Here is a 20,116-nt window from a genome sequence, read left to right on the forward strand (position 1 = left end):
CTTTCGATCGCTGTATTGCCCGTCTACGCGCGCGTCGTGTATCGCGCAATCGCCCGCCAGGCGGCGCGTGGCGGGCGAGACGGGTGTTAGAATCCCCGCAAGTAGTAAGGCTGGCGCTGTCATCGGTCCGACGTTTGATCCGGGCCGCGCGCGTGCCGGCAATCAGAGAGCAGTCGTCACCGTCGCAAGAGCAGTTGCAGTTCAAGTTCAGATAGAGCAACGTCATCCATCCGCAGACGTCCACGCAACGAGAACAATCATCGACAAGCCCTTGAGCAAATATCCGTATCCGATTCCAAGCCGCGAAGAAATCCTCGGCGTGCTGCGCACGAGTGAAACGCCGCTTGCAGCGAACGACATCGCCGAAGCACTGTCGATCAAGCGCCAGGAGCGCGAAGGGTTTTTCAAGCGCCTCGCCGCGATGGAGCGCGACGGCCAGATCAGACTCGATCAGCGCGGGCATTATCAGCTCACTCATCCGTCGAACTTCGTCGCGGGCCGCGTGCAGGGCCATCGCGATGGCTACGGCTTTCTGATTCGCGACGACGGTCAGGACGACCTGTTCCTGCCGACGGGCGAAATGCAGAAGGTCATGCATAACGATCGCGTGCTGGCACGCATCGTCGGCTATGACCGGCGCGGGCGTCCCGAAGGGCACATCGTCGAGGTCACCGACCGCGCGAACAAGCGTGTGATCGGGCGGCTGCTCAACGAGAACGGCGCACTGATCGTCGCGCCCGAAGAGAAGCGCATCGGCCACGACATCCTGATCACGCAGAACACGAAGAAGGCGAAGGTCGGGCAGGTCGTGGTGGTCGAGCTGACGGATTTCCCCAGCCGCCATTCGCAGCCGCTTGGGCGCGTGATCGAAGTGCTCGGCGATATCGACGATCCCGGCATGGAAATCGAAATCGCCGTGCGCAAGTACGGTGTGCCGCACGAGTTCAGCCAGGCCGCGCTCGACGCCGCCGCGAAGCTGCCCGACGAAGTGCGTCCGGTCGACATCAAGCATCGCGTAGATCTGCGCGACGTGCCGCTCGTCACGATCGACGGCGAAGATGCGCGCGATTTCGACGACGCGGTGTATTGCGAGCCGGTCAAGGTCGGGCGCGGCGACGGCTTCCGCCTGATCGTCGCGATCGCCGATGTGTCGCATTACGTGCTGCCCGACGGCGGTCTCGACGTCGATGCGATCGAGCGCAGCACGTCGGTGTATTTCCCGCGCCGCGTGATTCCGATGCTGCCGGAGAAACTGTCGAACGGTCTGTGTTCGCTCAATCCGAATGTCGACCGTTGCGTGCTGGTGTGCGACATGGTCGTCACCGCGCGCGGTGAGATCAAGGCGTATCAGTTCTATCCGGGCGTGATGCATTCGGCCGCGCGACTCACGTACACGGAAGTCGCGGCCGTGCTGACCAACACGAAGGGTCCGGAAGCGACGCGCCGCGCAGCACTGTTGCCGCAACTGCAGAATCTGTACGGCGTCTACAAGGCGCTGTTCGCCGCGCGCCAGAAGCGCGGCGCGATCGACTTCGATACGACGGAAACGTATATCGTCTGCAATGCGCAGGGCAAGATCGAGCAGATCGTGCCGCGGCACCGCAACGACGCGCACAAGCTGATCGAAGAATGCATGCTGGCCGCGAACGTGTGTGCGGCCGACTTCATGAAGCGCAACAAGCAGCCGGGCCTGTACCGCGTGCACGCGGGGCCGACGGCGGAGCGCCTCGAAAACCTGCGCACGTTCCTGCGCGGCATGGGCCTGACGCTCGGCGGCGGCGACACGCCGCATGCCAGCGACTACGCGGCGCTGATGGCGCACATCCGCGACCGGCCCGATGCGCAGATGCTGCAGACCATGTTGCTGCGCTCGATGCAGCAGGCGGTCTACAGTCCGGACAACATCGGCCACTTCGGTCTCGCGTATGAAGCGTACGCGCACTTCACGAGTCCGATTCGCCGCTATCCCGATCTGCTCACGCACCGCGCGATCTACGCGATCCTGCAGGGCCGCAAGTACGAGCCGAAGACGCCGCACGGCGTCGAGCTGAACACGGCGCTGTCGCCGCGTGCCCGCGCGTTGCAGGCGGAAGACGAGAAGCGCGGCAACCGCGGTCGTCCGAATACGGCGATCTGGGAAGAACTCGGCCTGCATTGCTCGGCGAACGAACGCCGCGCGGACGAAGCCTCGCGCGACGTCGAAGCCTGGCTGAAGTGCTACTTCATGCGCGACAAGCTCGGCGAAGAGTATGGCGGGATGGTGAGCGGCGTGACGTCGTTCGGCATCTTCGTGCAGCTCGATGCGCTCTTTATCGAAGGGCTCGTGCACGTGACGGAGCTTGGCTCGGACTACTTCCAGTACGACGAGATCAAGAACGAACTGCGCGGCGAGCGCACGGGCATCCGCTACCGCTTGTCGGATCGCGTGCGCGTGCAGGTGAGCCGCGTCGATCTCGATGCGCGCAAGATCGATTTCCGTCTGGTGCGCGACATGCCGGTGAAGTCGCAATCGCATCGCGCGAGCGCGATGGAGAAGGCGAGCGATCTCGGCGGCCCGCGCGTGCGTTCGATCGAACGCGCGCCGCAACCCGATGGTGCGCGTCGCAAGAAGGCGCCGCCCGCGCAGACGGCTGCTGTGAAGGAAGCACGCGCGGCGCGCAAGGCGGGTGCGTCGAAGAAGCGTCCGGCGTCGAAGTCAGCGGCGAAGCAGGCGCACAAGAAGCGTTGAAGCTGTAAGCGTTGAATCTGTATTAACGCCGCGCGTGTTCAAGGCGCGCGGCGCTCGTTCTCATCGGGTGTGCTTTGACTGGTTCAGTCGGGCGCGCTCATTCAAAGGTTGTTTCAGTCATGTCACGTCTCAAGGTTCTGTACGGTTTTCACGCGGTGACGGCACGCTTGCGTCACGATTCATCGACGGTCGAAGAAATCTATTACGACCAGACGCGCCGCGATCGCCGCATGAACGAGTTTCTGGCCGTGGCGAAAGAGGCGGGCGTACGCCTGATCGCCGCCGACGAGACGCGGCTGTGGGGCCTCGCGCATACCGAGCGCCACCAGGGCGTCGTTGCGCGCGCGGGTGATCTGCCGCTGGCGCAGAATCTTGCCGAACTGCTGGACGGGATTCAGGGGCCGGCGTTGCTGCTGGTGCTAGATGGAATTACGGATCCACACAATCTGGGCGCATGTTTGCGGGTCGCCGATGCGGCGGGCGCGCATGCTGTGATCGCGCCGCGCGATCGTGCCGTCGGGTTGAACGCTACCGCGGCGAAGGTGGCGAGCGGGGCGGCGGATACGGTGCCGTATATCACGGTGACCAATCTCGCTCGTGCGTTGCGCGAACTGAAGGACGCAGGGGTCTGGATTGTCGGCACGGCGGGTGAAGCGACCGCTTCGTTGTATCAGACCAAGCTCGATGGGCCTGTTGCGCTTGTGATGGGCGCCGAAGGCGAGGGCATGCGCAGGTTGACGCGCGATACGTGCGATGAGGTAATGCAGATTCCTATGGCTGGGTCGGTTGAAAGCCTTAATGTTTCTGTTGCCTCGGGCGTTTGTCTGTTTGAAGCTGTGCGGCAGAGGGCGGTCAAGAAGTAGGCTTTTTATTCTGCGACGCCAGGGGGCGGCGGGCCGTTTTCTTTGGCCTTTGCGCCAGCATCCGCCTTTGCCCTCGTGCTTCGAGTGTGGCCCGACCGGGGCCGCATCCTTCCCATTCAGTCGCGCTCGTGACTACCCCGAAATCTGTCTTTCACTCTGCTTCGATCTCTCAAGAGTTCCGGATAACGTGACCCTTACGAAACAGCTTCTGGCCGCGCAATATTCTCTGTACAGGTTCGTCGAAATATTTCGATGCAATCCACGAAACCAGGACAATCGCACAGAATTCGAATGCTGAAAACAGCAGCAGCAACGTATTTGAGTGAATGTGTTTTATGACTTCTTCGCCAATGCGAAGTATCGGCCCTTGCATTATATATACTGGATAAGACAGCAAGCCAAGTTGGCGCAGGAATGCATTAGCCCGATGAGAGATGGTGATTCCAGATCCTGCATACACGATTGCAGGAAAGATAATCGAAACATAGATCAGGCTGCAAATCGCATAGTTTCGAAAATCCATCAGCAGAATTACAGGGAATACCAGCAACAGAATGATTCCAGTTATTGGTTTTTCCTTTGGCTGTGGCCTGAATCTATATAATGCGATGCCAGCAAAGAATGGGAACATGACTCTGAGAAAACCTAAAGACCATCCTTCCTGATTGTTCCCTCCACCGATCCCATGTGCATGGATCACCAGAAACAGCAGAGCAACCCAGCTCGACGCCAGGATCAACACCAGGGCCTTGTTGGTTAGCTGACGTACGATTGAAATGTAGACCAGATTGACAAAAGCCTCGAAGGTCAGAGACCAGCTGGCCATGTTCAGCGGATAGGCTGTTAGCCACTGCGGGAATACGAATGACGGCAGTAACAGAAGTCCAAGTGCGCTGACTTTCAGAAGTTGCGACATCGTAATGCTATCTTTGAATACAACGGCGACAAGGGCCAGCAATATTCCAATTGAGGTGCTTAGAAAAATGAGGGGATAGAGGCGCTTGATCCGTACTTCAATGAATTCCCTCGTTTGCATCTGGCCGGATAGGATTTTTTGCTCATAAGCATAAGCGATGACGAATCCGCTTAATACGTAGAAAAAATCTACTGCCAGGCCGGCATAGGGAAGCGCAGTGAGTGTATGTTGCTGAACCAGATGAAAGACAAGCACTACGAACGCGGCCATTCCTCGCAATCCATCAAGAAGAACGAATCGGTTAGCATTTTTCATAATGTTTTATCTCGCTAGCCAATCGCGAACCTCTGGTTCGAGATGGAGATAATCGTAGCGCAGAGGCAAATTGCGGGCAGCGCACAACGAAGCGCATGACCTGACATTTGCATTCTTTGCTCGCCTGCACATTGCTACACCCGTCGCCTGGGAGGAACCGCAATCCAACGTGACGATAAAAGCATACGTTGGACGGTGTGGCGCAAGTGTGCGTAGCCGTACGTCCGCAAGTTTTTAGCTTCAAGATTTCATATTTCTTTCATATCTAAATTAAATGGTTAGATAGATGAATAGGTCGCAATGCAGAATGCGGTGAAATCATTCAATTCAATTGGATAGATTAGATATCCGAAATAAGATGGCGCGCACCTGCAGGACAGATGCTGAGGCGGGCGGCGCGAGCGCGTCGCTCGGCCACGAGATAGAATCCTCGACGAGGATTTTTAGCCAATCAGACAGGCTCGATTCCGGTCAGCGAATACCGTGTTCCGCTTTCGGAGGTGAAGAAAAGCCGCCGCCGACAACCGCGAAAGAGCCAGCAACCAGAAACGAGCCCCAACAGCAATGAAGCCCGCCTCAACCCGCCTGGCACTGCTAGCACTAGCTGCAACGTTACTGACAACAGCCTGCTCGTCAAATATCGTTCACCACACGACGTACTACACGGACACGTCACGCACAGCGCAATACCAGGACACCCGCATCCGCTTCCTCGTGATGCACTACACCGAAATCGACGAACAGCAGTCACTCGATGTGCTGACAAAAGAACAGGTCAGCGCCCATTACGTCGTCCCTGACCATCCGAGAGAAAAGCAGGGCGAGCCGATCGTCTGGCAACTGGTACCCGAATCGCAACGCGCCTGGCACGCGGGGCTCAGTTCCTGGCAGGGCACAACCGAGCTGAACGCCGCCTCGATCGGCATCGAAAACGTGAACCTCGGGCCCATCGACACACCGCAGGGCCGCACCTGGCAACCCTATCCGCCGGAGCAGGTGAACGCGATGATCCGCCTCGCAAAAGACATCGTCACGCGATACAACATTCCGCCAACGCGCGTCGTCGGCCACAGCGACATCGCGCCGCAACGCAAGATCGACCCGGGTCCGCTTTTCCCGTGGAAGCAACTCTACGATGCAGGCGTCGGCGCATGGCCCGACGACGCGACCGTCGCGAAAGAACTCGCAGGCCGCGACCCGCATGCGCCCGTGGACGTGCGCGCCCTCCAGCAAAAGCTCGCAGCCTACGGCTATGAAGTGGCGACGGACGGCGTGTTCGACGAGCGCACGCGCCGCGTGTTCGCCGCGTTCCAGATGCATTTCCGTCCCGCCGATTACTCGGGTAATCCCGATGCGCAATCCGATGCGATCGCGCAGGCGCTGCTCGACAAATACATGCAGAGCGCTGCGCCAGAACCGGCACGGCCGGCGCCATGAACGTAGCGCCGGTCTGACACGCCCGCGCTCAGCATGCGCAAGAAATCCGGTCACGCGCCTCGACTCCGGTAAACTTGTGGTTTTCCGCTTGCTCTGGCATTTCCCACTATGACTCAAGACGAACTCAAGCAACTGGTCGGTCAGGCCGCCGCCGACTACGTGATCGCGAACGTGCCCGAAGGCGCCATCATCGGTGTCGGAACCGGTTCGACGGCGAACTGCTTCATCGACGCGCTGGCCGCTCACAAGTCGCGCTATCGCGGCGCGGTGTCCAGCTCGGTCGCGACGACGGCACGCCTGCAATCGCACGGCATTCAGGTGTTCGATCTGAACGATATCGAATCGCTGCCCGTCTATGTCGACGGCGCCGATGAAATCGATCACGGCGGCGCGATGATCAAGGGCGGGGGCGGCGCGCTCACGCGCGAGAAGATTGTCGCGTCGGTGGCGGAGAAATTCGTCTGCATCGCGGACGCGAGCAAGGTCGTCGACGTGCTCGGCCAGTTTCCGCTGCCCATCGAAGTCGTGCCGATGGCGCGCACGGCAATCGGCCGCCGCGTGACGGCGATGGGCGGTGTGCCCGTCGTGCGCGTGACGAAGGACGGCTCGCCGTACATCACGGACAACGGTAACGAGATCATCGACGTCAAGGGTCTGCGCATCAGCGATCCGCGCACGATTGAAGCGCACATCAACGCGTGGCCGGGTGTCGTGACGGTGGGCCTGTTCGCCACGCGCGGCGCGGATCTCTGTCTGCTTGGCACGGCGAACGGCGTCGAGACGATCGACTATCCGAAACACTGACGAATCCGGCTGCCGGCTCGCGCCGGCGCCCCTCGCGTCCTGCGAGACAACTTGCGACGCAACCCGATGCGAGCACGGCTCGCATCTTCTTCCTTCCCATGCACGCGGTCCACGTCGGACAGTTGGACCGCATCCTCACATCTCACTTGCGTCGCCCTGAACCGGCCGCGGTATCTCCCGCACGCGCCTGAGCGAGCGACGACAACATCGCGCGAAAACGAATCTCACCGTATTACATCCGGGTATACGCGCGCTTTGCTCGACAGCGATACACACGGCAGGCATCGAGATCATTTCCCTCGATGAATTCGCGTGCCGCGGTTCTCCCACAAGTAGTCCAGCTTGCCAATCTGAAAGCCGGCAGACCCGGCGGCCAATGAGTGCACGCACACGTTCGCAGACGCATCTCGAACGGATCGCATAGCGAGCTTGAACGCAAGCCTATGTGCGTTCGCGCACACTACGCGCACACTACGCGCGCACTACGTGCACACGTCGCGGCAACCAGAAGATCAGGACGCGCCTGTGTCATCACGCGCAGCGCCGCTGACCACCTCTCGCTCCCGACAATCATCTCGCGGCAAATTCAACCTCTCGAACACGCGTTGCGTGCGTTCGCGCACGAAGCGCGCAATGTTGTCCCCGCATCTAATCGGGTTGCACCAACGGTGCATCCGACGATCGCGAATCGTTGGTGGGATTGCGCACGGAATCGCTGTTGCCGTCCCCGTACCTTATCGATGTGATTTGTGCATTACCGGCCAGCATCAATGGCGGACGGTGACATCACAGGAGACCGCACAAAGTTGGCGGCCCGCGAAAGCGAAAAACGTGTAGCGAAAAGGGGGCACTGCAAGGTTGCTGCCGGACACGATCGCTTTTGCGGTGCGAGCGCCGGCTGTGCGAACGACGACGTCTAGACATCGACCATTGAACACGCGACGCAGTGGGGTAGGAATATGTCCGAGCTGGTGCATCGTGCGATCGATATCGCGCTAATCGTGCTGGGTGCTTTCGGCGCACTGCACTTGAACCTGAGCCTCAACGTGGCCGCAGTGGGTCCCGCACACCAGCTCGACCCGACACTTGTCGCGTTCGTCGCGGCGCTGGCGTTATCGGTGTTTCCCGCGTGTGGAACCTATCCGCCGCGAGGACGGCATCCCGTCGCGAGCGTCGCGGGCCGGACGGCATTCGCCTGGCTTGCCGTGCAGCTCTGCGGGCTGGCCTTGCTCTACGCAATTCATCGCGACAACGTGATTTCCATGCCGTGGTTCATCTACTGGACCCTGACCACGGGCATTTCGCTGCTCGCCTCGCATACGCTTTTCTTTGCGGAATTCAGCGTGGCCCGTCAGGCCACCGCATGGCTCAGACGCGGGGACACGGATGCCGATCTGGTCGAAACCGAACCGCGTACGGGCTCGATCAGGCATGCGATCAAGCGGGGCTTCGACATCACCGTCGGCATGATCATGATCATCTCGCTGCTGCCGCTGCTCGCGCTGATTGCGCTGGTCGTGAAGCTGGACGGCGGTCCGTCGATATACGGCCACACACGCGTGGGCCGTAATGGCGAAAAGTTTCGCTGCCTCAAGTTCCGTTCGATGGTGGTCAACTCGCAGCAGGTGCTCGAAGAACTGCTCGCGAGCGACCCCGTGGCGCGCGCCGAGTGGGAGCGTGAATTCAAGCTCAAGAACGACGTGCGCGTGACGCGCATCGGCCACTTCCTGCGCCGCACGAGCCTCGACGAACTGCCGCAGCTATGGAACGTGGTGCGCGGCGAGATGAGCCTGGTCGGCCCGCGTCCGATCACCGCGCAGGAACTGGAACGCTATGGCGCGCACAGCAAGTACTACCTGATGGCAACGCCGGGCATTACAGGACTGTGGCAGGTGAGCGGACGCTGCGAGACCGACTACGCAACGCGCGTCATGCTCGACGTGAGGTACGTGACGAACTGGTCGCTGCTCACCGATATCGGCATTCTCTTCAAGACGTTCTTCGTGGTGATCAAGGGGAACGGCGCGTATTAACGTTGTATTGACGTTGCATTGACGTTGCATTGACGTTGGACTGTGCGGAGATCGTGATCTGAACGTCGTTGGCGGTGCGCGGCGACCAGGGCATTGGCATGTACGAGAGGGCATCACCAGGCATCGTGAAATGAGCAGCATCGGCCCGGATTTGCTGCGCACTGTACGCAGCGGGACGGCCACACGCAACATGGGGGTTTGACCATGCAACTCAATCGAGTTCGCGAGAAATGGATGACACAGGCGCGCGCTGCGCGCCTGTGTTCGTGGTGGCGAACGGTATGCTCGCGTGCGAGGGTCGACCTCGCACGCGCGATCCGTCTGGCCGCATCCGGATGGGCAGCGCCAGTCGCCGCGGCTGTGCTGCTGTCGGGCTGCGCGCTGTCGCCGGGGATGACCTTCCGGGGTATGCCCTCGGGCAATACGGCCGGAGCGGCGGGTGCCGCGCAGGCCGCGGCGGGCCGGCCAGGTTCGCAGGATGCGTCGGGTAGCGATCGCGCGCCCACGGGCTCGCTCGTCGAAATCACCGACGATCTGGTCGCGAAACAGCAGCAGGAGCGGCCGACGGGCGTGCCGGCCGATGTGCGCAGTCTGTTCGCAAAGGCGGACCAGTATGTGGTCGGGCCGGGTGACGTCCTCAGCATCGTCGTGTGGGATCACCCGGAACTCAGCATGCCGGCCGCAGCGTCGGGAGGCGGGCCGAGCACGGCCGGCGCCCCTGCCGTCGCGCCGGGCTATACGGTCGATGCGAACGGCTTCATTCAGTACGCCTATATCGGGCCGATCAAGGTCCAGGGGCTCTCGGAAATGGGCATTCGGGATATGCTCACCAGCAAGCTCGGCCGCTACGTCAGGCAGCCGCAGATGACGGTGCGCGTCGAGACGTACCGCAGCAAACGCGTCTATCTCGACGGCGAAGTGAAATCGCCGGGTGTGCAGGTGCTCAACGACGTGGCGATGACGCTGCCTGAGGCGATCAACCGGGCAGGCGGCTTTACGGACAAGTCGGACCGCTCGAAGGTGACGTTGACGCGCGGGGATGAGACGGTGGTAGTCGATATGCCGGACATGATCCGCAACAACGTGAACCCGGACCGGATCATTCTGCGCGACGGCGATCTGATACGCGTCTATGCGGCAAACGACAGCAAGGTCTTTGTGATCGGCGAGGTCCAGCGGCCCGGCGGGCTGCCGTTCAACAATGGGCGCATGACGCTGAACCAGGCGCTCGGCGACGCGGGCGGCATCAGCCAGACTTCCGGCGACGCGTCGCAGGTGTATGTCGTGCGCGGCCGCGAAGTGGGCCAGCGCGTGGTCTACCACCTCGATGCGACCTCGGCCTCCGCGATGGCCACGGCCGACTCGTTCGAGCTCAAGCCGAACGATGTCGTGTTCGTCGACGCCTCGTCGCTCGTGAAATGGAGCCGCGTAATCGGGCTGATCCTGCCGGCGACGCAGGCGGCATCGGCGACCCGGGCACTGGGCTACTGATCGTTGTATATCGATGCACGTGCCCGACGGGCACCGACGGAGAGACAGATTGAAACAGCGCGAATATCTGCTAGAGGGGTCGCTTGACGACGGCATCATGCCGCCGGATGGCGGGTATGTCGGCAAGCTTCTCGACACCCTGTATGAAGGCCGCAAGACAATTATCATCATCGCGGCGCTCTTTACGCTCGTGGGCCTCGTCTACGCGATGCTCGCGCGCCCTGTGTATCAGGCGGACATGCTCATCCACGTGGAGGATAGCGATGGTGCCGCGAAAAACGCGCTAGCCGATGTGTCGGCGATGTTCGCGGTGAAGACAGCGGCCTCGGCGGAGATCGAAGTGCTGCGCTCGCGGATGGTCGTCTCGCGTGCCGTCCAGGCCACCCAGCTCTATATCAACGTTGCGCCGCGCTATTTCCCGGTGGTGGGCCGGTGGATCGCGACACACCTGAGCGTGTCGAACTGGTCGGGCCGCGGCGGCTACGCGTGGGGTGACGAGGCGATCACCGTGACGCGCTTCGACGTGCCCGACCGGATGCACGGAACGCGCTTCATCATCACGCAGAAGGGCAATGGCGCGTACACGCTTTCGTACAACGGCATGGACGTGACGGGCCGGGTGGGCGAGACGCTGCATCTGGAGGTGCCGGGCGGCGCGATCGACCTGCTGGTGAGTGCGATCGACGGACACCCCGGCGTCACGTTCGAGCTGTCGCGTTCGTCCGAGCTTGCGGCGACCCTCGACCTGCAAAGCCGGCTGATGATCACGGAGAAGGGCAAGGAGTCGTCGGTGATCGGCGCGGCACTGGAAGGCGGCGACCCGGTGAAAACGAGCGTGATCCTGAATGCGATCGGCAACGAGTACATGCGTCAGAAAGTGCAGCGCACGCAGGAGGAAGCCGAGAAGTCGATTGCGTTCCTCAACCAGCAATTGCCGGAGCTGAAGGCGAAACTCGAAGGCGCCGAAGAGGAATACAACCAGTTCCGTTCGGAGCACGGCGCTGTCGATCTGGGTGCGGAAGCCGCGGCCTTGCTGCAGAGCACGGCGCAGGCGCAAAACCGTATTGCCGAGTTGCGGCAGCAGCGCGCCCAGCTGGACGCACGCTACATGCCCGACAACCCCGCGCTGATCGCGATGAACGGGCAACTGGATGAGGCCGAGAAGGCGATGGCCGAACTGGCCGTGCAGACCAAGCGGCTGCCGCCCCTCGAGCAGAGCGTGCTGCGCCTGCAGCGCGAAGTGCAGGTCGACACGAACATCTACACGAACCTGTTGAACACCAAGGAGCAGATGCGTCTGGCCAAGGCGGGCAAGGTGTCGAATGCGCGTCTGATCGACAGCGCCGCGATTCCGGAAGGCCCGATCCGGCCCAAGCGCGCGCTGATCGTGGTAGCGGGTTCGCTCACGGGCATTTTCATCGGCTCGGCGTTCGTGCTGTTCAAGCGCAGGATGAATAGCGGTATTGCAATGGTCGACGAAATCGAGGCGGGCGCGGGCTTGCATGTCTATGCCGCCGTGCCGCGCAGCCGCATGCAGCAATCGCTCACGCGTCGCCTGCCGGAGAGTCTGCCGGGGACGTGCAGCGTGCTGGCGTGCACGGCGTCATTCGATGCCGCCGTCGAGAGTCTGCGCAGCTTCCGCGGCGCGCTGGAGTTCGCGATGCGCGATGCGCCCAATCACGTCGTCCTGCTCGCGGGTCCGACGCCGATGGTGGGCAAGTCGTTCGTGTCGGTCAATCTGGCGGCGCTGCTGGGCGCGTCGGGCCAGCGCGTGCTGCTGGTCGACACGGATCTGCGGCGCGGCACGCTGAACGCCTCGGTAGGTGTGCGTTCGAGCCCGGGTATCACGGACATCATGCAGGGCACGCCCTATGAGAGCGCGGTGCATCGGCAGATCATGCCTGGGGTCGACTTCGTCGCGAACGGCGGCTACGTGGCCAACGCGAGCGAACTGCTTCGGCATAGCCGCTTCCGGCGCTTTGTCGAATGGGCGGACCGGGAGTACGACATCGTGCTGATGGACGCGCCGCCCATCCTGCCCGTTGCCGATTCCGGCATCGTCGCCAATCTGGCGGGCATGGTGTTTCTGGTCGCGCGCCAGGGGGTGACGAGTGTGTCGGAACTGCGCGATTCGGTGCGCCGCTTCGAACAGATCGGTGTGCTCGTGCGCGGCGTCGTCTTCAACGACATGACGTCGCGGCCCGGCAAGTACGGCAGCGAGTACGCCGCCTACGGCTATGCGAGCTACGACAACGTCAGCGGCGACGCGGGCAACGCGAGCTGAATGCATGACGGCCGTCACGGCTGTCATGCGCGACGGCAATAACATTCCCTGTCCGTGAGTTCGTGACCGTATCAACGCGACGTGTTGATGGACGGCGGATCGACACAACCCTGGCGGCACATCATCACGCGCTTGCTTGCGCGAGTGTGTCGCGCGGGTATCGAAGAGAAACCCCGGATACGCTTCAATCTGCAATCGGCCTGCGCCAGTTGAAAGCGCGTACCGGCCGTTTGTCCATTTCCGTGACGTGTGCATGTCGGTATGCGGCCTGCGCTACCGGCATCGAATCACCTGGCGGTGTAGGTGCGGTGTTGGGTCAGACATGACTGATGACCGCGCTCGATCAGAGGTCACGCCGGTTCCCGACATCGCCTGCTATCGTCCGCTATCGTCCGCACACGGATATCTGAAGACTACGCTCAACCCAGCTTCGGACAGCTTTGGCGCGCCGTTCCTGACCGGCTTCGATGATCGCAGGAACACCACGCTGGATTGCGTATCGACTGGATCAGGCTGAGGCGCGCTGTACGGCTTAGCGTGCGTCGCGATTGACTTGCACGTTGCGCGTGGGAGCGTCGTCGGCGGTGACGAGTTCGCGGTTCAGGCCTGTTAGTCTGGAGCCGCGCAGGCGTATCGTCGGCACGGATTGCAGGAGCTTGCGCGCGCTCCTGTGCAGCGGCCTGTCGACGAACCAGTAAAGCGCGGCCCCTACGCCTATCGCGGCGACGATGATGATCGCCACGCCGACGGGTGCAGTGGCGTCAAAGCCGTCGATAGCATTGGACAGCAGCTTGCGCGCGGCTTCGACACAGTACGGATGGCTCAGATAGATGGCGTAACTGGCATCGCCCAGCAGCAGGGCGCCTTTCGTCAACGGGCCCGAACCGATCTTCGATTCGAGACTCAGACTACTGGCGACCATCAGGAAAGCGGGAATGCCGAAGTAAAGCAGATGCCCACGCGACAGTCCATTCCAGTTCACGTACGCCATCCACACATACGCGGCGATCGCGATGCCGACGGCAAGTGCAGGCTTGATCAGCATGCCGCGCTTCCACAGCCGATAGACGACGAAGCCGAGCGGGAACTCGAATATGCGCTGATAAGAATAGAACTCGCCGAACACGTCATGTGAACGCGCTGCAGTCGCCGCGCAAAAGATCACGAAGATCAATGCGGACGCGAACAGCAGCCGGTGGCGGCGCATCAGGACCAGCGAGATTGCCGCGACCACGTAGAACATCATCTCGTAGTTCAGCGTCCAGCCGACGAACAGCATCGGGAAGATCAGGCCGCTTTCCTTGCGGTAGGGAATGAAAAACAGCGATTTGAGCAGGTTGCCGAAGTCGGCGGTCGTCGAGTTGAAAAGAGAGGGCGCGATAAGCGTGCCGGCCAGTACCACGAACGTCAGCACCCAGTAGAGCGGCACGATCCGCGCAATGCGATCCGAGAGGAAGCGCTGCGCGGTGATGCGGGGGCTGTCCAGAACGAGCGCGATGACGAATCCGCTCAGCACGAAGAAAATGTCGACACCGAATTCGCCGAACGTGTGTCCGGTCGGCGTCATGATGTGATAGTAGATGACGGTGATTGCCGCAATGCCGCGCAATACGGTGAGAGACTGGAGCTTGTTCATGTATGGGGCGCGATCTGCATGTTCGCCAATCCTGGCAGAAGCGGTAGCTCTGCGTTGCGTGTTAATTCTGACATTACAAGGCCGCAAGCGAGTGCGCATTTTTGTGTGTGACCGTACGCAATCCAGCAATTAATCGAGCGGTATTGATCATGGCCAGAAAAGGGTCTGGATAGATGGAATCAATTGCGCGCGACGTCACCGAAACATACGACTGCATTCGACATACGATGCCTCGCTAATCTGCGCAGACACGCTGGAAAACTGCGTCACTTTCTGTTCGCAGGTGCACACACGAGGAGCGCAGGCTCGCATCAGAATGTTGCTGGATGCCTTTCCCGCACGGGCAGAAGCATCGCGTTGCCGGCGTGCAGCATGGCGCACGGAACCTGCAAACCTTCCCACGCGAGGAATACCCCGTGAAGCATCACGTAGCAGCCACCCGTGCCGCCATAAGCCTCGCTGCAAGCATCTGTCTGCTGGTATCCGCATCGACGGTGCAGGCCGGCGATCCTGTGCGCGCAATGCCGGCCACCACCTTCATCGATACGCTCGGCGTCGTCACTCACGTCAACTACACCGATGGCGCGTATCTCAACGTGCGCAACGTCGCCGACAATCTGGCATGGCTCGGCATCCATCATGTTCGCGACTACACGCCGGGCCCAAGCGCGCCGTTCTCGAGCTACACCTATCTCGCGCAGCGTGGAGTCAGATTCAACTTCCTGGTGCGCTGGAATATCGTGGAGTCAGTCGAGGTGGCAGCGAGGCTGAACGCGGCGGTTCCCGGCAGTGTTGCGGCTATCGAAGGCTTTAACGAAATCGACAACTTTCCGGTGCCTTATCAGGGCCTCACGGGCACGGCAGCCGGACTCGCCGCGCAGCGCGACCTCTACGCGCGCGTGCGCAGCACGCCGGAACTCAAGGGCGTGCCCGTCTACGACCTGACCGGCTACGACCTTAAATCAGTCGAGACGCGCGCGGATTCCGCCGATTACGCGAACCAGCATGCGTACCCGCAAAACGGCAATCAACCAACCTATAACGTACCCGGCGGCGCCTGGCTGCCCTCAGCCATCCACAGTGTCAAGAAATTCCAGCTGCCGGTCGTCATCACCGAATTCGGCTACTTCTCGATGCCTCAGTCGGGCTGGTACATGATCGGAGTCGACGAAGCGACGCAGGCCAAAGGCGTGCTTAACGGCTACATGGACGCAGCGGCAGCGGGTGTGAAGCGGCTCTATGTGTACGAGCTGCTCGATCAGAAACCCGATCCCGAGAACAAGAGCGCTGAAATGCACTTTGGGCTCTTTCGCGTCGACAACAGCCCCAAGCCGGTGGCTCAAGCGATTCACAATCTCACGTCGGTGCTGAACGCAAGCGCGCCGCGCAAGACAAACGGTGCGGCGCGCAACTCGCTCGCGTATACGCTTTCGGATATGCCGCCATCGGCAAACAGCCTGCTTTTGCAGAAAAAGGACGGCCGCTTCGTGCTGGTGCTATGGAACGAAACGTCGATCTGGAACCGGGCGACGGGCACACCCGTCACCAACCCGCCGGCCCGCATCAACGTCGACTTCGGCGCGACCGCGAGCCGTGTCGATATATACGATCCTCTCGTTTCCGCTGCGCCGCTCGCAAACCATCGCGACGTGCGTCAACTCGCCGTGGATGTACCTGATCATGTGATTCTGCTCGAAGTCACACCCGCGGACATGCCGGGAACCTGAGCCTGTCTGCCGGCACGCCGCGTCGCATCAGCTTCGCCTCATCTGGAACACGCTATCGCCTCAGGTCTATTTGATCGCATCGGGAAACACGTAGAGCCAGGCAGGCGTGCCCTTCAAGGGTACCCAGCCAGGACCTGGCAGAATCTTCGGCATCGATAGCGACACGACCGCTCGCGCTCCGCTCCGGGAGAACGCCTTCATGACCTCTTCACGCCTTTGCGGCGAAAGCTGCGTCCAGAACACCTCGCTGTAATCCGGGTGGAGGGGTTCGACGTTTTTATCAAAGCGGGTTCGATCCTGGGGCTCGATACGATATGGCAGGCCACCGAACTCTGCGACGATGCGCAGGCGCGACACATAGGCCCAGCTGACCCTGACGGTAGGACCGGTATCGCGGATAACGGCCACCGGGTCACCCGGCTGTAAACCCGAAGCAGTCAGCGCGCTGGCAATCCGCCATTGCGGGTCGTCGTGATAGTCCGCCTGGCGAAACACCGGCTTGAACGAAGCCGTATTGGCAAGCACGAGTTCGCCGAACGCGCCTGCACTATAGATGATGACTAACGCCGCAGTGAGCAGGCGACGGGAGTGCAGCGTCCTGTCGATCAATGGCGCCCACGTCAGAAGCGCGATCACCATAATGAATGGGCTGAGATAGCGCTCTTCGATATGAACGAGCATATAGGTGCCAAACCCTGCGACGCTCGGCAGCAGCAACGGCCAGACCCGCATGATTGTCTTGATGAGCGCCGCCCGCCACGGCCGCCTGACGAAGGGCAGCAGTAAAGCCACGGCGACTGCGAGCACGAATGGATGTAACTTGAGTATCTGCAACAGGTTCCATACCGTCCGGCCGATCGCGATCAACTCGAGTTTCAGACTGAAGAAGTGCCGAAAGCCCTTGTACCAGTATGCGACGTCGTTATAGGGCGGGTAAGTCGTCCGGAAAGGCGTGCCGAAGCCGAAAGCCGGCAAGTCCGCGACAAGCTGGGTGGTTGGATGGAGTGGCCGGCCAAACTGCTCCGGCCCACCTTGCCAGTTACTGAAATGCGGTAGCTCATTGACGTGCCAGGGGAAATTCAGCATCCCGGAGGCGCCAAGCGTGAATTCGCCGTAGGACCAGGAAATCCCGGCGACATAGACGGCGAAGAGCAAGCCGAAGGTTCCCGCCACCGCACCGGATGTTCGCCACAAGCCGCGCCTCGTGCAGCAATAAATGAACAGAGTCAGAATAAACAGACAGGAAAATGGCGTGAATACGCCTTTCACCCAGACACCGATACCCAGGATCAGACCGAGCAATGTCGCTGTTAGCAGGTCGCGCCGGCGGATCAGGGCTAGAAGCAGACTCGAGCCAAGGAGGAAGCACGTGGTCACGAGCAGGTCAGGACAGACGGCAGAGACCGTCTCGAGCCCAAGGCAGGCACCCAGAAAAACGCACACTCCGATCCAGATCGTAAATGGATGGCGGGTCAGTGCAAGTGAATCAGGCCAATATAGCGCAAGCGCATTCCTGATCAGACCGCGCCAGGATGCATAGGCAACCAGATAGATTACCCAGTTGATTAGTGTGATCGCATGCCATTCACCCTCGGTGGTAGGCGTGGCCAGCGACCGTGCCGCGGCAATCAGTGCGGGATAGCCCGGATTCCAGAAGGGGTTGAATATCTCTCGCCAATCGACGTGAGCAACGGCCCAACTGACATTGAGATAAGAGATCCAGTCGCCATAGTATTGCGGGCGACCGTAAATTCCTTCGACTATGCCGAGTATGCCGACGACGATCCAGGACAGGAAAAGTTGTGCATTCCCAGCTGGCCATTTGATTGCCATGTGCCGTCTCCGCGTTCGCAGCCGGAAGATCGACAGACAGGTGCGCCAACTTCGCAATTGTCTGCGCCGATCCGGGCGCAACGTTGCATGTTTATCTGCCTTCGAGATCTGCCGGATATCGCCTGAAAATGCATGTCATGCGATATCTATCGCGAGCGCGACGAGCAGGATGTGAAGGCTTTCAATGTTTGCATTTATATTGGGTAACCGTTTTGTGGTCCGATCAGCAAAACGAGCCATTTAACGTCGGATACCAATCGGGATATGAGCCTCGATTGCTGACTGTCCTGTCGGGCGTGTACGCCAGGCGAGTCATGCGACGAATGTAACTGGCGAGAATCAGGCTCTCTGTTCGTTGGGCAACGCGGCTTTTCCATCAGGTGCTATCGGTGCGAAGCCGATGAACAGACTCAGATACACAACCTGAAAGTCGCCCGCTGATGGGCCTTGTTGAGCGAGGCGATGATAGATGTATTAGAGGGCGCCTCGGAGAGGCGACTCTAGTCTTTGAACGTCCACACGGAGTTGAACAGGTAGGTCAAGCCGAGAACGAGGGCGGTCGTAACCAGTTGCGCGAGCAGATAGTTAAGCTCAAGGCCTGTCGCGAAGAACTTCATGCACACGCCATTCGCCAGCACGCCGAGCAAGGCGACAATGGCAAACTTCGGTGCGGTCGACAGAGGATTGCTGCTGCTTCGGAAGGTAATCCGGCGATTAAGGCCGTAGTTGACGATAGCACCGATGGTCGCGCCGATCATCGAGCCAATGGCCGGGGAGGTACTGCCGGAGTGAACCAGCGCAATCAGAATCGCATACTGCGTGACGGTACCGATTGCGCCGACGCCGGCATAGACAACAAACCGCCGTGCCAGGCGGACATCAGACATCGTCGACGCCTGCAGATTGATAACGGCGGCGGATCAGATAAACCGGCCGGTTTTTCGATTCGTAGTAGATGCGGCCGATGTATTCGCCAAGCACGCCTATTCCGATCAATTGAACGCCGCCGAGCAGGAGAACGGCCGAAATCAGCGATGCGTACCCCGGTACGGCGACCCCATGAATCAGGGTTCGCACGATGAGGAACGACGCGTACAGAAACGCGCCCAGCGCCACGAAGCTACCGACGTAGGTCCAGACGCGAAGCGGCAGCGTGCTGAAACTCGTGAAGCCCTCCAGAGCGAAGTTCCACAGTTTCCAGCCGGAAAACTTGGATCGGCCGGCGAGGCGAGGTTCGCGCACGTATTCGACAACTGCGGTCTGGTAGCCCACCCACGCGAAAAGGCCTTTCATGAAGCGGCGCGTTTCGGGAAGCAGTTTGAGCGCGTCGACGACTTCCCTTGTAATCAAACGGAAATCACCCACGTTTTCCGGAATCTTCGTATCGCACATCGAATTGTGAATCCGGTAAAAAAGCGCGGCGGTCTGACGCTTCAGGAAGGAATCCGTGAGCCGGTTCACGCGCTTCGCGACGACGACATCGTAGCCTTCCCGCCATTTCTCCACTAACAAAGGAATGATATTGGGCGGGTCCTGCAGATCGGCGTCAAAAGGGATCACAATTGCGCCGCGAGCTTCGTCGAGTCCCGCCGATAGCGCCGCCTCTTTGCCGAAATTGCGCGACAGATCGATCACACGAATACGACTATCTTTATCCGACATGCTGATGAGCATGCGGAGCGTGCCATCGCGGCTGCCGTCGTTGACGCAGACGATTTCGAACTGGGTTCCGTCGATGGCTTCGAGTACGGGTATCACCGCGCCGAAGAATGCCCCGATCATTTCCTCTTCGTTATAGAACGGCACGACGAGTGAAAGGAGGCAGGGTTTGCCATCTTCCGGTGCTTTTGCGGGCAACGGGTTGGACAGGGCAGTCGTGTCACGCGCGCCTGTGGGCGAGGTTGTCGCTTCCCTCAGAAGCGTTTCCGGCACCAGAAAGTGAGGGCGACTGACGTAGTCCATACTTACCTCGCGAAGATGCCGCGGTTGTCCGACTGGCGTGACGATTTCGTTGCAAGCGTTCTTTGCGGCTTGCTCAGGCGGTATGTC

Annotated in this window: 13 protein-coding genes; 8 read left to right on the forward strand and 5 right to left on the reverse strand. The window is 60.7% G+C overall.

The features are described from left to right. The first annotated feature begins 271 nt into the window (after positions 1 to 271). Positions 272 to 2,728 carry a ribonuclease R gene (gene rnr, locus G3O01_RS38885; protein WP_205812687.1) on the forward strand — a complete coding sequence of 819 codons (2,457 nt, stop codon included), beginning with the start codon at positions 272 to 274 and terminating at the stop codon, positions 2,726 to 2,728. Positions 2,729 to 2,847: 119 nt separating this feature from the next. Further along, positions 2,848 to 3,591 (forward strand): 23S rRNA (guanosine(2251)-2'-O)-methyltransferase RlmB, encoded by a 744-nt coding sequence (gene rlmB / locus G3O01_RS38890; protein WP_205812689.1) that lies wholly within the window; start codon positions 2,848 to 2,850, stop codon positions 3,589 to 3,591. 169 nt (positions 3,592 to 3,760) lie between these two features. Here the strand turns inward: rlmB and G3O01_RS38895 are convergent, their stop codons facing one another. Continuing rightward, a complete protein-coding gene (locus tag G3O01_RS38895; RefSeq protein WP_277403085.1) occupies positions 3,761 to 4,822 on the reverse strand; it encodes an acyltransferase in 1,062 nt (353 codons plus the stop codon). 564 nt (positions 4,823 to 5,386) lie between these two features. Between G3O01_RS38895 and G3O01_RS38900 the strand changes: the two genes are divergently transcribed. The 5 genes from G3O01_RS38900 to G3O01_RS38920 all read left to right on the forward strand — a co-directional run bounded on the left by G3O01_RS38900 (position 5,387) and on the right by G3O01_RS38920 (position 12,871). Beyond that, complete coding sequence (locus G3O01_RS38900; RefSeq protein WP_205812693.1) at positions 5,387 to 6,259, forward strand: N-acetylmuramoyl-L-alanine amidase; 873 nt, start codon at positions 5,387 to 5,389, stop codon at positions 6,257 to 6,259. A 108-nt stretch (positions 6,260 to 6,367) separates the two neighbouring features. After that, positions 6,368 to 7,063 carry a ribose-5-phosphate isomerase RpiA gene (gene rpiA, locus G3O01_RS38905; RefSeq protein ID WP_205812694.1) on the forward strand — a complete coding sequence of 232 codons (696 nt, stop codon included), beginning with the start codon at positions 6,368 to 6,370 and terminating at the stop codon, positions 7,061 to 7,063. 959 nt (positions 7,064 to 8,022) lie between these two features. After that, the gene (locus tag G3O01_RS38910; protein ID WP_205812695.1) at positions 8,023 to 9,096 is read left to right on the forward strand and encodes a sugar transferase; all 1,074 of its coding nucleotides are present in this window, start codon (positions 8,023 to 8,025) and stop codon (positions 9,094 to 9,096) included. A gap of 204 nt (positions 9,097 to 9,300) precedes the next feature. After that, a complete protein-coding gene (locus G3O01_RS38915; RefSeq protein WP_205812696.1) occupies positions 9,301 to 10,587 on the forward strand; it encodes a polysaccharide biosynthesis/export family protein in 1,287 nt (428 codons plus the stop codon). 49 nt (positions 10,588 to 10,636) lie between these two features. Then, complete coding sequence (locus G3O01_RS38920; protein ID WP_205812697.1) at positions 10,637 to 12,871, forward strand: GNVR domain-containing protein; 2,235 nt, start codon at positions 10,637 to 10,639, stop codon at positions 12,869 to 12,871. A 532-nt stretch (positions 12,872 to 13,403) separates the two neighbouring features. Here G3O01_RS38920 and G3O01_RS38925 read toward each other — a convergent pair. After that, positions 13,404 to 14,507, reverse strand: a complete 1,104-nt coding sequence (locus G3O01_RS38925; protein WP_205812698.1) for an acyltransferase — start codon at positions 14,505 to 14,507, stop codon at positions 13,404 to 13,406. A 416-nt stretch (positions 14,508 to 14,923) separates the two neighbouring features. Here G3O01_RS38925 and G3O01_RS38930 point away from each other — a divergent pair, with 416 nt between their 5' ends. Next, positions 14,924 to 16,234, forward strand: coding sequence for a calcium-binding protein (locus G3O01_RS38930; RefSeq protein ID WP_346779255.1), 1,311 nt, complete (start codon positions 14,924 to 14,926; stop codon positions 16,232 to 16,234). Between the two features lie 66 nt (positions 16,235 to 16,300). Here the strand turns inward: G3O01_RS38930 and G3O01_RS38935 are convergent, their stop codons facing one another. The 3 genes from G3O01_RS38935 to G3O01_RS38945 form a co-directional block, all read right to left on the reverse strand. Beyond that, entirely contained in the window at positions 16,301 to 18,067 is a 1,767-nt protein-coding gene (locus G3O01_RS38935; protein ID WP_205812699.1) for a hypothetical protein, read from the reverse strand. 500 nt (positions 18,068 to 18,567) lie between these two features. Continuing rightward, positions 18,568 to 18,954 carry a GtrA family protein gene (locus tag G3O01_RS38940; RefSeq protein ID WP_205812700.1) on the reverse strand — a complete coding sequence of 129 codons (387 nt, stop codon included), beginning with the start codon at positions 18,952 to 18,954 and terminating at the stop codon, positions 18,568 to 18,570. Beyond that, the gene (locus G3O01_RS38945; RefSeq protein WP_205812701.1) at positions 18,947 to 20,029 is read right to left on the reverse strand and encodes a glycosyltransferase family 2 protein; all 1,083 of its coding nucleotides are present in this window, start codon (positions 20,027 to 20,029) and stop codon (positions 18,947 to 18,949) included. Before G3O01_RS38945 ends, G3O01_RS38940 begins: the two co-directional genes overlap by 8 nt. Positions 20,030 to 20,116 lie beyond the last annotated feature (87 nt).

This window comes from Burkholderia sp. Ac-20365, assembly GCF_017104715.1.
Lineage (GTDB): Bacteria > Pseudomonadota > Gammaproteobacteria > Burkholderiales > Burkholderiaceae > Paraburkholderia.